This is a genomic window from Mycoavidus sp. HKI (assembly GCF_020023735.2).
In the GTDB taxonomy this organism is placed as follows: Bacteria; Pseudomonadota; Gammaproteobacteria; order Burkholderiales; family Burkholderiaceae; genus Mycoavidus.
In genome coordinates, this window is sequence record NZ_CP076444.2 from 325,022 (window position 1) to 340,284 (window position 15,263).

Genomic DNA, 15,263 nt, shown 5'->3' on the forward strand with positions numbered 1-15,263 from the left:
ATGAAAACCAGGCCAAGTGCCTGGTTTTCTATTTATGGTGTCGCCAAAGCATAAAAAACCCATGATCTTCAATGACTCTATCCAGCGCTCGCGATTGATTGGGAAGATTATTTTTCTGGTGAGTGCGCTGTTTTACACGGCCACGACATGGGCCCATGAGCCTCTTCTCGATGCTGCAACAGCTTTTAAAATAAACACGATAGAACGGCCTGCTGGAATCGACGTGCATGTCTCGATTGCTAACGGGTATTACATGTATCGTGAACGTTTTGGGTTTAGCGTCAAGCGAGGGGAGGCAACCCTAGGTGAGCCGATGATGCCGCAGGGCCAGATTAAATTCGATGCGACCCTCCAAAAAAAGATTGAAACCTACCGGCACGAAATCATTATTCATCTCCCGGTTACGCGTGCCGTGGGCTCTTTCGAGCTTGCTGTGCATGCACAGGGCTGCGCTGATCAGGGGCTCTGTTATTCCCCGCTAACGCATTTGGCATCAATCAAAGGCGTTGCGTTACAGCCACCGTCAATGGCCGCAGCTCAGCCCGCGATACTAGATCAAGCTTTGGGTATGCTAGGCGATGGTTTAGGCATAACCGAGAGTGGCCACCGTATGACGGGCTATATCACTCGCCTGTACAGCTCTCAGTATGCAGAAGCGGTGCTGGCAGGGCATGATTTATTCACCATGCTGATTATTTTTTTCATCCTGGGTGTGGCACTCAGCTTATTTCCGTGCTCATTACCGATGATCCCCATTTTATCGGCGCTGATTGTGGGTGAGGGAATACAGCTCTCGCGTTGGCGCAGCTTTATGTTGTCCGCAGCTTATGTGCTGGGGATGGCGGTAGTCTATACGATCTTCGGCATGGCAGCCGCTTCTGCTGGTTATAGTCTCGGCCCAGATTTACAAAGCCCATGGGTGCGTGGCGCTGTTGCGCTGTTATTGTTTGTGTTTGCACTTTCGCTATGGGGTTGTTACGAATTGCAGTTGCCTCAATCTTGGCAAAATCGTATTAATACCGTGCTGTTGCAGCATAAATTAAGAGGCGGCAAATGGCTTGCTGTATTTACCATGGGTGCATTATCAGCACTGATTGTTGGCGCGTGTATGACGGCGCCGCTATTTGGTGTGCTGACTTTTATTGCACATACGGGTAATCTGGTCATCGGCGGTGGCGCCCTTTTTTCAATGGCGTTAGGGATGGGCGTACCCTTGTTGCTGGTGGGGATTGGCGCGGGTCATCTATTGCCTCGTGCGGGCGCTTGGATGAGCGCGATTAAGCGTACCTTCGCATTATTACTGGCCGCCGTTGCGCTATGGTTGGTCTGGCCACTGCTTAAGCCGCTACAGCCACTGCCGGCGCAGATAGAATTTACCCGTATTCAATCAAATAACGAGCTCCAGCATAGAATTAAAACCAGTGGGCAGCCAAGCTTGCTCGAATTTTATGCAGATTGGTGCGCCAATTGCCGAGAAATGGAAAAAATCACCTTCACAGATAGCCAGGTCCAAACACAACTACGGCAATTTAATCTGTTGCGCGCCGATGTGACAGACAATAATTTAAACCACCGTGCATTGCTTAAGCAATTCGGCTTATATGGACCCCCTGCAATAATTTTTTTCGATGCAAATGGTGATGAAATCCAGGCATTACGGATGATAGGATATCAATCACCGAGCACTTTTTTAAAAAAGCTCGAGCCTATTTACCGGGCTCCATAAGGTTGGTTATAAACTCAGGATTACCCACAAATTTGTCGGAAGAATCGCCAGATTCCCATCCGCGCAATCCTATTATTGCGAATGTCCTCTATATATGTAGGATGATTGAGCGTTGGGGGCGTGGCACGCAGGAAATGATAGATTTTTGTAAAGCAGCAGGCAATCCGTCACCTAGATTTGTAGAGTCAACAGGTAGCTTTACGGTTATTTTGACGTTTAAAAATCCTATTCATATAAGCCCATCTATTGAGCTTCCTACGCCGACTCCACGTCAACAGGAGATATTGAAAGTGTTAGAAGCATTACCGCTCAATAGCGCTCAAGTGGTAGAAAAATTAGCGAATGCACCTAGCAGGAGAATGGTACAAATTGATTTGGCGAAATTAGAAGAAGCAGGGTTCATTAAACGCGAAGGTTGCGTATTTCAGCGATCGTGACCGCCTGTTTCAGATTTATCGTGACCGATAAAGTTAGGCAAGCGAAGGTGTTGAGATTGTACATAAATCGGTCACGATGAGTGTCAAATTCGAATTAAAAATATCTACTTTTTTGCTCAATCACAGACCTCATACTTTGCTTTTTAGCATCAAGAATATGTTACGCAGTAGTAATAAGAATAAATTTAGGCGCACAGAAACGGTCGCCCTAAAGAGGATGCGATAAGCGCCATGGCTAAGGTGAAGGCTGCAGGTCAGATCGTTGTGACTGTGTCGCGTACTGAGTACGAATTTCCTGTTTGCGCAACGATTCCCCTTTGAGCTTAAGCTTATGGCTTTGATGCACAATTCGATCGAGGATGGCATCAGCGAGAGTTGGATCGTTCAAATATTCATGCCAATGCTCAATCGGTAATTGACTGGTAATCAGGGTTGAGCGCGAGGAGACCCGGTCATCAATGATTTCTAACAGATCGGCGCGTTGGTCCTGGGTGAGTTGATGTAGGCCCCAATCGTCCAATATGAGCAAATCAGTTTTAGCGATAGCCTGCAGTTTGCGAGTAAAACTGCCGTCGCCGTGGGCAATACGCAGCTCTTCAAATAGCCTGGGTATGCGCACATACAGCACCGAGAAGCCACAGCGACAAGCCTGCTGCCCCAATGCACAAGCCAGCCAGGTCTTGCCGACGCCAGTTGGGCCGGTGAGTAGGATGCTTTGTGTGCGCCGGATCCAATCACAGGATGCGAAGCTGGCGATTTGCCGCTTATCCAGGCCGCGCCCAGTACGGTAGTCGATATCCTCCAAGCAAGCTGAGGACACTTTCAGGCGCGCTTGCTTCAGTAAGCGCGCGATGCGACGGTTGTCACGGTGCGAGCATTCGCGGTCAACCAACATGCCGAAACGCTCTTCAAACGATAGATCATCGGTAGCACGCTGAGCAAACTGCTCGCTCAATGCGATGGCCATGCCATCGAGCTTGAGAGCCTTAAGTTGGTTGAGGGTGTGCTGATTCAACATAGATTTCCTTTTAGGTGAGTGATGGCATTAGTGGTAGTACCCCGGTCCACGCACGTTGTCGTGCATGGTGAAGCGAAGTTCGGTTTGGGCCGCGGGTGTAGCCGGTGGGGATGGCTCGATACGGTCCAGGCCTGATTTCAGGATATTGGAGACGCTTTTATAGGTCATTGCATCTAAGGCGGCGGCGCGTGTACACGCCGCTTCCAAGCGCTCTTTGCCGAAGGTGCGCAACAAATGCATCAAGCCTAAACAGGAGCGATAGCCCATCTCAGGATGAGGCTTAGAGTCCAGCAGATGTCGCACGATTTGGTGTGTGGCCTCTCCGATCGATTCGCCCCAATTTAATAATCGTCCTGGCGACCATTGCCGGTGAGCTTGGTGTGATTTGGGCATGTGCTCGACCAAAGTCGTGTGGTGGCTCTTCACGCCAGGTATCAGGCAACTTGCTACGTTGGGGTGGGAGGCCACCCTCTTGCCTTGATGGAAGCATTCAATCATGCCAGTCGTGATGCGCACCTCGACGTCACGCCCCACCAATTGGTGGGGCACGCTGTAATAATGACGATCGACGTCGATGTGGTAATCAATCGACACTCGCGCCTTTTTCCAGTGCGCCAACTCGAATGGCTGTGGCGGCAGCGGCCGCAGCACTGGACGATCGATTACCTCGAACGCTTGGATGCGATTGCCAGGCAATTCCTTGAATGGCCGGGCGTTGAGGTCTATCAGCAGAGTTGCGATAGCGTGGTTCAATTCGGACAAGCTGAAGAAACGCCGGTTACGCAAGCGCGCGAGAATCCAGCGTTCAGCAATTTGCACACCGACTTCCACTTTGCCTTTGTCCTGCGGCTTATAAGGCCGTGCAGGCAATACTGCGCAACCGTAATGGGCAGCGAACTCAGCATACAGACGCCCCACCTGAGGTTCATACCGATCCGGGTTAGCAATCAAGGCTCGGGCATTGTCGCAAACGATCAGCTCAGGACAGCCTGCGATATAGGTGAGTGCCTGGATGTGTGCGCTAATCCAGTCTGCGGCAGTTTGAGTCCCAGTGGCCACTGCAAATGTATAGTTAGAGGCTCCCAGCACTGCTACAAACAGTTGGGCTTGACGGATTTCACCGGTATGCGGGTTAGACACCGCAATCGTCTGACCCGCATAATCGACAAATAACTTCTCGCCAGCCCGATGAACCTGACGCATCGAGCGCTTGAGTGTCTTGGCCCAAGCGCGATAATGTACGCACACGCTTGTGTAGCTATAGGGCCGACCAGGACATTGCGCGCAATACTCCTCCCACAGCAACTGCAGCGTCACGCCTTTGCGTTTAAGCTCTTGATGGAGCCAGGCATAATCCGGCGGCATGAACTGAGACGCGCGCACCACAGGTGTCTCAGATTTGGGCTTCAGTCTGGATGACAGTGCCGTTTCGTCTAGCGTTTGCGCCTCTTCCCAGGCTAGACCCGCTTGGCTAGCAAGCTTAATGTACTTGGCGACAACACCTTTAGAGAGCGACAGGGCCCGGGCAATCGCCTCTAGTGACAAGCGGCATTCATACCGCAGCCTTAATACTTCTTTAACTTTGCGCATGGTAATTCGTCGACTTGGCATCGCATACCTAAAAAGCGCACACGATACCGGGTTGTTCAAATTACCTTCGCTTGCCTACAGCCTTATCAAATCGCCGATCATTTCTAGCTTTCCGATTTCAAAAATTTTATCTAAAATCGGTCACGACAATTCTGAAATTAACGGTCACGATAAATCTGAAATGACCGGTCACGCTCCTGAAATGGACGGTCACGATGCGCTGAAATACGCACGAAGGTGATAGCCGCTCCCTCGTCTGGCATGTAGTCAAAGCATTGTGTGAAATACAGTGAAATTGCGTGAAATACAGTGAAATTGTGTGAAATGATTTAACTTAAACTTGATGGGGTTGCACAAATTTTATGGCCAGCTGAGCGATGCGCTGTGCACAGTTGCTACGAGCAGGCACGTTAAGTTCTATACGGCCTAATTCGGGAGCAGATGCCATCGCTTTCCACAAGTATTGATCAGGATGATCCACTTTGCGATTCCAAGAGGCACGAATTAACCAATCGACTCCATCTGGACGCGGTGCAACAAATAAGTCGTAAATATCCGCTCGCGATCACACACGCTAATCATGCGCGTTTTAGGGCATCCAGCTTTGAGGGCCGTCAATTGCTTTACGCCCTCGAGCCACTTCACGCTTTCTTTTTTATCAATCGGCTTCTTAACGTGCTGTTTCTTTTTGCCCAACTCACTCAGATCGCGTGCCCACGCTTTCATTCCCAGTACGCCTAGTGGCAATCCTTTCGGGGTAACTGCCAACATACTGTGCATCATGAATACACGTACATGTTTGTTGCTGCAATAGCTCAGACCTTCCGTGGCCGGTAGATGCGTTAAATTAAATTCTGACTTCTCTAGCGATTCTTCCGACAAATTTGTGGGTAATCCTGAGGGTTATAAAGGGTTTTTTATCCAATGGCGCGCAAGCATTTTGCCGCATCTAATGCAAAATAAGTTAAGACACCGTCTGCCCCTGCCCGTTTAAAAGCCAGTAACGACTCAAGCATGACTTGATCATGGTTAAGCCAGCCATTTTGAGCGGCTGCTTTTAGCATCGCATATTCACCGCTTACTTGATACACATAAGTTGGGAAACGAAACTCATCTTTCACGCGCCGCACGATATCGAGGTAAGGCATACCTGGCTTCACCATCACCATATCAGCGCCTTCTTCTATATCCATCGCCACTTCACGCAATGCTTCATCGCTATTGGCCGGATCCATTTGATACGTCATTTTGTTGCTTTGGCCAAGCTGGGCGGCCGATCCTACGGCATCCCGGAATGGACCATAAAAGGCAGAAGCATATTTGGCGGCATAGGCCATAATTTTTGTGTTGCGATATCCTTCGCTCTCAAGCATTGCGCGAATCGCTCCAATCCGGCCATCCATCATATCCGATGGGGCAATGATATCAGCGCCGGCTGCAGCGTGCACAGAGGCTTGTTTAACTAAAATTTCAATGGTTTCGTCATTGAGAATATCGCCCATTTCATTGATCACACCATCCTGCCCATGGCTGGTGTAAGTATCGAGTGCGACATCGGTCATCACACCTAATTCTGGAAACGCCTTTTTCAATTCACGTACGGCGCGCGGAATTAAACCATCAGCTTGTGTTGCCGCTAGGCCATCAGGTGTTTTCAAAGAGGGCTCAATCATTGGAAAAAGCGCCAACACGGGGATGCGCAACTCAACACATTGCTGCGCCACCGGTAGCAACAGATCAATTGACAGTCGTTCAACCCCAGGCATTGACGGCACAGCTTGCCGTACCTGATGACCGTCAACGATAAAAACTGGATAAATCAGATCGTTACTGGTCAAAACATTCTCACATAGCAAGCGGCGAGAAAATTCGTTAGCACGCATCCGGCGTGATCGATAGACAGGGTAGGCGCTCATAGCATAAATTGGAGGGTAAATTCTGAATTTCTTGGGAAAATTGATATATTATGGGAAACGAGCGTTGTAGATATTACATGCGCTCCCCGCTTCTCCTCCCTGAGCGGGAGCCTGCTGCTTAATTCACAGGCTTTTTCCCGCCGCTTTGACGGCGGCTTTTTTTTGCTCACTTTCACACCATTATTTTAGGTTTGATGAGTCGGTTTCAACCATGCTTCGATCGTGTGTTGCGCATCATCGAGACCCACGCGCTTTAGAGTTGAAAAGAGTTGTACCGTGAGTTGATTCGGCAGGCCTAATCGCATGGTGTATTCAGCGAGCTTTTGCTGTACCGTGCGGAGCGTATTAATGCTGGCTTGCCGGGTCAATTTGTCGGCTTTAGTGAGCAGCATATGAATCGGCTTGCCGGTTGAGGCAAACCAATCGATCATCTGCCAATCAAGCTCCGTGCATGGGCGGCGTGCATCCATCAGTAAAATTAAACCGCATAACTGTGTCCGTGTCTGTAGATAACCGCCGAGTAATTGCTCCCAATGTATCTGCACGCTAGCCGGGACTTCAGCGTAGCCATAGCCGGGTAAATCAATCAGATGGGCGCGAGGTTGATCGGCCGGGCCGACTGAGAAATAATTAATATGCTGCGTACGTCCCGGCGTTTTGCTAGCAAAAGCAAGCCGCCTTTGATTGCACAGTACGTTAATCGCACTTGACTTGCCAGCGTTAGAACGGCCGGCAAAAGCGACTTCTGGTAATGGCGATGGAGGCAGATCGCGTAAATGATTGACGGTAACAAGAAACCGCGCTTGGTGAAGCAAGAAAGACATAAATGTGTGCCTTGAAGGCGGTAGAAAAAACTTACACCCATTTGACGCCAGCTGCCACGTGGTGGTTTAACTTAAACCGGCATAAGCTTATGGTGGCCGTTTATAAACCTTGGAAAAGTCCTTATTGTATAATATAAAAATCAAGTAAAAAGCCTATTAGACCGGTTTTGAGAGACAACAACAAAACGAGACAAGGGGGTTCTATGAGCCGGCCATACAAGTTCTGGCGAGTGATGTGGGTGGGATTAGTGGCGTACACAGCGGCGGCCTACCCGCACAATATGTCAGTAAAAATAGATACTGCTCGTGGTCAAGCAATTGCAAGCCAGGTATGTATCTCCTGCCATGGCGTAGAGGGCGGCGGGGCAACGGGTCTCGCGCCTAATCTTGCTGGTCAGCATATTGAATATCTGTATAAACAGTTACTTGATTACAAAACTAAGCCCGGTGACAAAGCGCCAAAACGCAACAATCCTATTATGGCAAGCTTTTCCTCAGTACTGTCTGAACAAGACATGTGGGATGTCTCAGCTTATTTTGCTGGCTTGCCAGAAAAGCTCGCTTTTGCGCACAGCCAGGAGATGGCAGCGCATGGCCAGCAAATCTGGCGTGGCGGCATCGCCGAGAGAGGCGTGCCAGCCTGTGCCGCATGCCATGGCCCAACGGGCGCTGGCATGCCAGTACAATATCCGCGCTTAGCCGGCCAATGGCAAGATTACACGATCACGCAATTGCAGGCCTTTCAACAAGGTGAGCGTGCTAACAATGACCCTATGCAGGCGATTGCAGAGCGTTTATCAGACAAAGAAATTAAGGCGCTGGCAGATTATATTGCGGGTCTGCGCTAAGCTTCTGGAGGCATAGCTTTGAAAACATCGTCATAAATTTCCTCAAACCTTAAAATCTCAGCATCTTCTAGGTAAGAGAAATATTTATCACGTTTAGCTTTGGACAACTTTCCTTGATTTTGATGGACAAAAATAATAAATTTATCAAGCGCTGTTCCTGGCCAATCGAATTCTTCATTTAATTTTGCATAGAGGGTGTCGCGTTTAAGTAAAAATTGGAGTTCCTGCTCAAGATCTTTTTCGATCACTTGCTTTAAACACAATAATAAAAACTCGACCTGTGGGGTTGCATCGAAATACCGATACAGTAATGCATCGTTTCCTCGTGCTGGAATGTCGGGTGTGATCGGATAGTAATCGGTTAAGCGTTTTAATGGTTTTGAGAAGGCTTCTAGCGCACAAATATACTCATCTAGCCGAGCTTTCATCACGGCTGATACGGGTAAGATAAACCCACGTGGAGTAAAGCCTCGGCGTGTCAGTACCTCATGCACGAGGAAGCGGTGAATACGGCCGTTGCCATCCATAAATGGATGCAAAAAAACAAAAGAGAAAGCAGCTAATGCAGCCGCGATGGGGGCCGCTATCCCGTCTTCTTCAGCTAGGTGATTGGTCCAAGCGATCCAGTCCTTCATTAGTGAAGGAATATCTTCGGGGCGAGGTGGCAGGAAATCGACGCGATGGAGCCCATTATTCAGTTCTCGGCCAACATAATTTTGGCTGTTACGATAGCCTACCTCACGAAAACGTGCATCAACCACAATATTTTGGAGTAAGCACAAACGTTCTTGTGTCACGGGCTGGGGGTCGCTTGCTTCACGCAGTGCTTGCATGAAACGCTCGGTTTTGTTGCCGCTTGGTTTTTCTCGTTCAAGGTCAAATGAATATTGGGTTTCTTTCAAATAGAGCCAGGCAGCTGCTCGCTCGAGGCTACGTGGGTTGTAGCGCATGAGGGCACGATTGACCGCACCTGCCAGATCTTGCTCTAAGAATTTTTGGATAGTAGGTGTGCGCCGTACGATTGGGCAAAATTGGAAGCTCCCTATCAGGTTATTTTCAATGCGGAACCGTTCGCTACGGACGGGTTTGTTGTAATTTACATAGAGTTTGTTGTCAGCTAGTTGAATGTAAGTCCTTTTTTTATTTGTATCCGGTACGTTAAGCTGTGTGTTGGTCAATCCTTCATACAAGAAGCCGAGCCGTCTTAAGCTATGCGCTTGAGTTGATTTTTGTAAGGCCGTTTCCAATTGTGTTTTGCCGTCTTGGATAAAGAGGCTGCTTAAGATTTCGAGATTTATACCTTCATATCGCAAAGCAAACTCAAGATGGCCTAAAATAGTGTTTTCTGGCGCGTAACTTTGACGAAAATTTTGCTGTAAATGGTCGGCATGATTGACGGTTTCGCGTGATTGAACGTTGCTTTTGATGAAAGACGGGCGCCAATGGGGGCGTGTTTTCAATTGATATGCTTCAACTAGCCACGTATATCCTACAGGCTGTTGGGTTGATAAGTCATAATAGGTCATTGAATTGACTCAACGATGGATGCGAAATAGCAAAAGTAAGCGTGTTTAATATTTTTATCGCAAAAATGAGCGCGAAATCGCAAAAATGTGCGCATTCGACGATTTTATCGCAAAAATGTGCGCATTCGACAATTTTCCCGCAAAAATGTGCGCGATTTAGTCTGTCTGAACCAATCGAATATGTTCTGTGGCAGCATCGAAAAGCCGTGAGCGGCTATATTCCAATAGGCAAAGGCCGAATTAAATTAAGTGCCGATGCTTGCCTGGCCCACCGGCGATCAGCGATTGTGTGCAGAGCAGACGAGGCACGTCTGTGAAATTGAATTCAAATACTCCGCTCAATACAAAACGCTCTTTATCGAAAAACACCATTGAATTACTCAGTTCGATGCGTTTTGCGATTGCCTTATTGGTGGTGCTCGCGATCGCGAGCATTATTGGCACAGTGCTTAAGCAACAAGAGCCCTATCCTAATTATGTTGCTCAGTTCGGCCCATTCTGGGCTGAAATTTTTCATTCACTGGGCCTATACAATGTCTATAGTTCTTGGTGGTTTAGCGCAATCCTCTTGTTTCTAGTTGTCTCGCTTTCGTTGTGCTTATGGCGTAATGGCCCACACATGATTGCTGAGATGCGCAGTTGGAAAGATCGGGTGCAAGAAAATAGCTTACGCGCATTCGGGCATCGGGCTGATTTTGAGGGGGCTCATGCCCGTGCGGAGACCGCCGCACGCCTGCAAAGGTTGATTAAGGCGAGTGGCTATCGCTATAAAGTAAAACAAAACGACGGTGGCTTGCTGATCGCCGCCAAGCGCGGCGCCTTGAGCAAGTTGGGCTATATCTTTGCGCATCTGGCGATTGTGGTGATTTGTATCGGTGGGTTACTTGATAGTAATTTACCGGTGCGTCTACAAATGTGGCTATTTGATAAATCCCCATTGCAAGGCAATGCAGTGATTGCTGAAATTGCGCCTAAGCACCGGCTAAGTACGTCGAATCCAAGCTTTCGTGGCTATGCGTGGGTACCTGAAGGTCAGCATGTATCCACTGCCATTCTGAATCAAGTGGATGGTACGCTGATCCAAGATTTGCCATTCACCCTCCAACTTAATCAATTTATCGTTGAATATTATTCAACTGGGATGCCCAAACGCTTTGTCAGCGATATTGTCGTTTTGGATAAAACGAGTCAGCAGCCTATTGCAGCTCGTATTGAAGTGAACAAACCTTTTATTTACCGTGGTATTGCTATTTATCAATCGAGTTTTGAGGATGGTGGGTCAAGTGTGCAATTCACGGCTTATCCGATGGTGGGTTCAAAGGTGCGGTCTTTTCCGTTAAAAGGGCACATTAATAGCTCACTGTCCTTAACGAGTGACGGAGCAACCCTCGAATTGACCGATTTCCGCGCCATTAATGTTGAGAATATTGCCGATGCCGACGGTAAAGCCGATGTACGTGGCGTTGCCCGCCGCTCATTGAAAGAGGCCTTTGATGAGCGGCTGGGGTCTGGCGCTAAAACGTCTAAACCGCAAACGCTACGCAATATAGGCCCTTCTGTACAATATAAGATACGGGATACCACAGGCCAAGCGCGGGAATTCAATCATTACATGCTGCCGCTTGAAATTGATGGCGAATGGGTGTTTTTAGCGGGAATGCGCGAAAACCCGCAACAGCCTTTTCGCTATCTGCGCATTCCAGCCGATACGGAGCATACGGTGAAGACCTGGATGCAATTGCGCGCAGCGTTGCAAAACCCGCTCTTGCGCATAGCTGCCGCCAAGCGTTTTGCGGCGCGTTTAGCTCAACCGGGGACACCATTGCAATTGCAGCTGGAGCGAAGTGCGGCGCGCGTATTGGGTCTTTTTGCTGGGGATCAGGCGCTGACTCAAGCCATCCAGAATGACGGTGCAGATACGGCAGGAGGCTTTGCTGCGTTGGCGAAGTTTATCGAATCCTCTGTGCCTAAAGCCGAGCAAGCGAAAGCGGTAGAGTTATTATTGCGTACGCTAGAAGGGGCGTTTTGGGACCTTTGGCAAATCGTGCGTGAGCGAGCGGGACTGATACCTAATGTAGAGAATGCGGCTAATGGCCGCTTTGTGCAATCAGCCATCAATGCTTTATCCGATAGTTTTTTCTACCGCGCTCCGGTTTTTTTGCAACTTGACTCATTTAATGAAGTAAAAGCTTCGGTTTTTCAAGTGACGCGTTCGCCGGGAAAAAAGATTGTTTACTTTGGTAGTCTGTTACTGGTGCTCGGTGTGTTCGCTATGTTTTATGTGCGCGAACGACGTGTATGGTTTTGGCTAAAAGAGAGTGAACATGACGCTGGCACAACAGTATTAATGGCCATGTCTGCTGCTCGTAGAACCCTCGATTTTGAAAACGAATTTGTCCAGCTGCGTCATCAAGTTGGCAGAACCCTCAATATACCTGACACTCTTTGAAGTTAAATGATGGAAAATTTACATGCCACTAAGTCGTCTATCAAAACCGGCCTGTCTACGCCGTCAAGCCCAGAAGCTTTTCCTATGCAAACGCGATTAAACCGACTTACGCCGTTTGATTGGCTCTATTTAGGGGCGCTGATTGCCGGTGCTATTTTTACACTCATGCAGTATGGTCATAGTATGGACTACTACGAGCAGGCTATTTTGCTAGCAGCGGTACCGGTTTTTGGGGTGCTGGGTTGGTATTGGAAGCCCGTGCGCGTGTTGCTGGCACTCATCGCAGTTCTATCCTATTTAGCTATTGCTTTTTATCACGGTGAGCTGGCGCGAGCGGAGCAAGTTTTTTTCTTAAAGTATCTCTTATCGAGCCAATCCGCAATTTTGTGGATGAGCACCCTTTTTTTACTGGCAACGGTGTTTTATTGGGGCGGCTTACTGGCGCGCTCAACAGTGGGCGCTAAGCTGGGCTCGTGGCTGTGCTGGGCAGCTGTGTTATTAGGCTTTACGGGGATGATGGTGCGTTGGTATGAGTCTTATTTGATTGGTGCAGATATTGGCCATATCCCAATTTCAAATCTCTACGAAGTTTTTGTATTGTTCTGCCTGTTGACGGCACTTTTTTACTTGTACTATGAGATGCATTATCAAACGCGCGCATTAGGCGCCTTTGTGCTGCTTGTGATCAGTGCGGCCGTGGGTTTTTTAATATGGTACGCTGCTGCGCGCGAGGCTCAACAAATTCAGCCTCTGGTACCCGCCTTGCAAAGTTGGTGGATGAAAATTCATGTGCCAGCGAACTTCATTGGTTATGCCAGTTTTGCGCTAGCCGCGATGGTTGCCGTCGCTGCCTTGCTCAAACGCTACGGCGTATGGGTTGATCGTTTGCCAGCTTTGGTTGTGCTAGATGACCTGATGTATAAATCAATTGCCGTGGGTTTTGCCTTTTTTACCATCGCCACCATTCTTGGTGCGCTATGGGCAGCTGACGCATGGGGTGGATACTGGAGTTGGGACCCTAAAGAAACCTGGGCGTTAATTGTCTGGCTAAACTATGCAGCATGGCTACATATGCGGCTGATTAAGGGCTTGCGCGGCGCCTTGGCGGCTTGGTGGGCGCTGATTGGCTTACTGGTGACGATGTTTGCTTTCTTGGGGGTGAATATGTTTTTGTCTGGTCTCCATAGTTACGGGCAGTTGTAATTATCTGTATCTTAACGTGGTGTCGATTCGGTGGTAAATTAATTCCTCGCTCATTTCTATTCTCCTCTGCTTCAGAATAGCCTGGGGCTGACGTTTCCAACCACTTTCCGGTGGGCAGATACGATAATATGTTGATCTTCCTTGTCAATCGAGTTGTGACGCCGCTCAAGGAGGCGGCCTAGAAGCTTCAGCCCTCAGAATGAAACACTCTCCTGATTGGAGTTGAGTGCAATGCCGTTGTTTGCAAGCGATTGCGTGAGCCGCAATTCCGTGGAATCGGCTCAAAATATGAGTCGAATATGATAGATTTCGGCTTATGAACACGAAATCCACCTGGATCTGGCGTCGGGCTGAATAGCCTGATCTCGCCTACGACGCGCAGATGACCGCACCTGACTTGGCGGAGGCCTACCGGATGCACGGTGTGGTCGAAGGCAAGGCTACGGCTATCGGCCTTGGCAGTACCAGTCAAGTCGCACTGGATGCGCTATCGGGTGAGGTGCTGGCCACCGCCGCCATAGAAGGAGAGCGTTTGTCGCTCGATGTGGTCCGGTCATCCGTGATGCGGCGACTCGGGCTCTTAACGTCGGGATCCTCCAACCGCCATGTTGATGGCCTTATTGAGGTTATTAGCGATGCCACGACAGAGTTTGACATGCCTCTCGATGAGGAGCGCTTGTGCCGGTGGCAATCTGCGCTGTTTCCTGGTGGCACGTCCGGCATTCACCGCATCGTTGTCGGCCGATATCGAAATCATGACGACCCGATGCAGATCGTGAGCGGTCCGTTCGGCCGTGAAGTGGTGCATTTACGAGGCGCCGCCATCCAAGGACGTGCCGGCGCACATGCGGCGTTTCCTCACGTGGTTTTCTGAAACATCGCCTGCGCAGGCCCGGGCGGTGCCGGCGGGCGGCAAGAAGATCGATGGCTTAGCCCGTGCCGCCATCGCGCACCTGTGGTTCGAGAGCATCCACCCGTTTGAGGACGGTAACGGCCGCATTGGGAGGGCCATCGCTGACATAGCCATGGCGCAGCATTTGCGACAACCGGTGCGCCTCTATAGCCTCTCGCGCCAGCTACTAACCTCGCGCTCGGCGTACTATGATGCCCTTAACCAAGCTCAGCGTGGCGACACCGATGTCACGGCGTGGATACAGTGGTTTGCGCGCCAATGTACGGCCGCCTACCATGCCGCGAGCCACGCTCTTGACCAGGCAATCGAGAAGGACGTTTTTGGGAGAAGCACGAGGGTGGTGGACTTCATGAGCGGCAGCGCAAGCTGCTACAGCGCCTGCTCGATGACGAGGACGGTGGCTTCTTGGGCGGCTTGAACGTCGACAAGTATATGAAGATGACCGGCGTCTCAAAGGCCACGGCGACACGCGACCTTTCGGAGATGGTCGTGGGTGGGCAACTGTGGAGCCACGGCGTCGGCAAAGCGGTGCGCTACTACATCAATGTGCCTGGGTGGTCGCATGGCCTTGACTTTGGGGCCCAGTGCTGGTGGTTCTGGTCCTGCTGCGGTCGCTGTCGACGAGGAGCGCGAGTCGAAGGAGTCCGAGATGAATGTGCGCCCAGCCCAAGGGAGAGATGTAGGCTAGAAGCTCGGGCGGCGCGTCAAGGCCTTTGTTTCGTCGTTCTGCGACAGCATGTTAAGCGCTGGTAAAAGGCTTTTAAATCTTGGTTCTAGCGAGTACAAGCTAGAGTTAACATGTAAAACGTTCAC

Annotated in this window: 14 protein-coding genes; 8 read left to right on the forward strand and 6 right to left on the reverse strand. The window is 49.7% G+C overall.

Going from position 1 to position 15,263, the window contains the following annotated elements; translation table 11 throughout:
- The first annotated feature begins 61 nt into the window (after nt 1–61).
- On the forward strand, nt 62–1,726 hold the full coding sequence (gene dsbD / locus KMZ15_RS01265; RefSeq protein WP_223693346.1) for a protein-disulfide reductase DsbD: 1,665 nt from the start codon (nt 62–64) through the stop codon (nt 1,724–1,726).
- 32 nt (nt 1,727–1,758) lie between these two features.
- On the forward strand, nt 1,759–2,163 hold the full coding sequence (locus tag KMZ15_RS01270) for an ATP-binding protein (RefSeq protein WP_223693348.1): 405 nt from the start codon (nt 1,759–1,761) through the stop codon (nt 2,161–2,163).
- A 235-nt stretch (nt 2,164–2,398) separates the two neighbouring features.
- Here KMZ15_RS01270 and istB read toward each other — a convergent pair whose 3' ends face one another.
- Nucleotides 2,399–3,181: an IS21-like element helper ATPase IstB gene (istB, locus tag KMZ15_RS01275; RefSeq protein ID WP_223693350.1), complete on the reverse strand. Its 783-nt coding sequence runs from the start codon at nt 3,179–3,181 to the stop codon at nt 2,399–2,401.
- A gap of 27 nt (nt 3,182–3,208) precedes the next feature.
- Entirely contained in the window at nt 3,209–4,792 is a 1,584-nt protein-coding gene (gene istA / locus KMZ15_RS01280) for an IS21 family transposase (RefSeq protein ID WP_223693353.1), read from the reverse strand.
- Between istA and KMZ15_RS01285 the strand changes: the two genes are divergently transcribed.
- A complete protein-coding gene (locus tag KMZ15_RS01285) occupies nt 4,770–5,012 on the forward strand; it encodes a hypothetical protein (protein WP_223694842.1) in 243 nt (80 codons plus the stop codon). The genes istA and KMZ15_RS01285 overlap by 23 nt on opposite strands.
- Nucleotides 5,013–5,275: 263 nt before the next feature.
- Here KMZ15_RS01285 and KMZ15_RS01290 read toward each other — a convergent pair whose 3' ends face one another.
- The 3 genes from KMZ15_RS01290 to yihA form a co-directional block, all read right to left on the reverse strand.
- On the reverse strand, nt 5,276–5,542 hold the full coding sequence (locus tag KMZ15_RS01290) for a hypothetical protein (RefSeq protein WP_223693355.1): 267 nt from the start codon (nt 5,540–5,542) through the stop codon (nt 5,276–5,278).
- Nucleotides 5,543–5,688: 146 nt separating this feature from the next.
- Nucleotides 5,689–6,687 (reverse strand): porphobilinogen synthase, encoded by a 999-nt coding sequence (gene hemB, locus KMZ15_RS01295; RefSeq protein ID WP_223693357.1) that lies wholly within the window; start codon nt 6,685–6,687, stop codon nt 5,689–5,691.
- 185 nt (nt 6,688–6,872) lie between these two features.
- A complete protein-coding gene (yihA, locus tag KMZ15_RS01300; RefSeq protein WP_223693359.1) occupies nt 6,873–7,511 on the reverse strand; it encodes a ribosome biogenesis GTP-binding protein YihA/YsxC in 639 nt (212 codons plus the stop codon).
- Nucleotides 7,512–7,714: 203 nt separating this feature from the next.
- Between yihA and KMZ15_RS01305 the strand changes: the two genes are divergently transcribed.
- Nucleotides 7,715–8,359 carry a cytochrome c gene (locus KMZ15_RS01305; protein ID WP_223693361.1) on the forward strand — a complete coding sequence of 215 codons (645 nt, stop codon included), beginning with the start codon at nt 7,715–7,717 and terminating at the stop codon, nt 8,357–8,359.
- On the opposite strand, the gene KMZ15_RS01310 is transcribed toward KMZ15_RS01305, so the two are convergent.
- Nucleotides 8,356–9,885: a Fic family protein gene (locus KMZ15_RS01310; protein WP_223693363.1), complete on the reverse strand. Its 1,530-nt coding sequence runs from the start codon at nt 9,883–9,885 to the stop codon at nt 8,356–8,358. The genes KMZ15_RS01305 and KMZ15_RS01310 overlap by 4 nt on opposite strands.
- A 388-nt stretch (nt 9,886–10,273) precedes the next feature.
- On the opposite strand from KMZ15_RS01310, the gene KMZ15_RS01315 reads away from it, so the two are divergent.
- From KMZ15_RS01315 to KMZ15_RS01330, 4 genes are all read left to right on the forward strand, one after another.
- Nucleotides 10,274–12,334: a cytochrome c biogenesis protein ResB gene (locus KMZ15_RS01315; protein WP_223694625.1), complete on the forward strand. Its 2,061-nt coding sequence runs from the start codon at nt 10,274–10,276 to the stop codon at nt 12,332–12,334.
- Nucleotides 12,335–12,343: 9 nt separating this feature from the next.
- Complete coding sequence (gene ccsB / locus KMZ15_RS01320) at nt 12,344–13,537, forward strand: c-type cytochrome biogenesis protein CcsB (RefSeq protein ID WP_223694627.1); 1,194 nt, start codon at nt 12,344–12,346, stop codon at nt 13,535–13,537.
- Between the two features lie 382 nt (nt 13,538–13,919).
- On the forward strand, nt 13,920–14,411 hold the full coding sequence (locus KMZ15_RS01325) for a DUF4172 domain-containing protein (protein ID WP_223693365.1): 492 nt from the start codon (nt 13,920–13,922) through the stop codon (nt 14,409–14,411).
- Entirely contained in the window at nt 14,383–14,868 is a 486-nt protein-coding gene (locus tag KMZ15_RS01330; protein ID WP_258134752.1) for a Fic family protein, read from the forward strand. Before KMZ15_RS01325 ends, KMZ15_RS01330 begins: the two co-directional genes overlap by 29 nt.
- Nucleotides 14,869–15,263: the final 395 nt, after the last annotated feature.

Coding starts and splice junctions, on each gene's coding strand:
- dsbD (WP_223693346.1), top strand. CDS start 62: ATGATCTTCAATGACTCTATCCAGCGCTCGCGATTGATTGGGAAGATT.
- istB (WP_223693350.1), bottom strand. CDS start 3,181: ATGTTGAATCAGCACACCCTCAACCAACTTAAGGCTCTCAAGCTCGAT.
- KMZ15_RS01285 (WP_223694842.1), top strand. CDS start 4,770: ATGGTAATTCGTCGACTTGGCATCGCATACCTAAAAAGCGCACACGAT.
- istA (WP_223693353.1), bottom strand. CDS start 4,792: ATGCCAAGTCGACGAATTACCATGCGCAAAGTTAAAGAAGTATTAAGG.
- KMZ15_RS01290 (WP_223693355.1), bottom strand. CDS start 5,542: ATGTTGGCAGTTACCCCGAAAGGATTGCCACTAGGCGTACTGGGAATG.
- hemB (WP_223693357.1), bottom strand. CDS start 6,687: ATGAGCGCCTACCCTGTCTATCGATCACGCCGGATGCGTGCTAACGAA.
- yihA (WP_223693359.1), bottom strand. CDS start 7,511: ATGTCTTTCTTGCTTCACCAAGCGCGGTTTCTTGTTACCGTCAATCAT.
- KMZ15_RS01305 (WP_223693361.1), top strand. CDS start 7,715: ATGAGCCGGCCATACAAGTTCTGGCGAGTGATGTGGGTGGGATTAGTG.
- KMZ15_RS01310 (WP_223693363.1), bottom strand. CDS start 9,885: ATGACCTATTATGACTTATCAACCCAACAGCCTGTAGGATATACGTGG.
- KMZ15_RS01315 (WP_223694625.1), top strand. CDS start 10,274: ATGCGTTTTGCGATTGCCTTATTGGTGGTGCTCGCGATCGCGAGCATT.
- ccsB (WP_223694627.1), top strand. CDS start 12,344: ATGGAAAATTTACATGCCACTAAGTCGTCTATCAAAACCGGCCTGTCT.
- KMZ15_RS01325 (WP_223693365.1), top strand. CDS start 13,920: ATGACCGCACCTGACTTGGCGGAGGCCTACCGGATGCACGGTGTGGTC.
- KMZ15_RS01330 (WP_258134752.1), top strand. CDS start 14,383: ATGCGGCGTTTCCTCACGTGGTTTTCTGAAACATCGCCTGCGCAGGCC.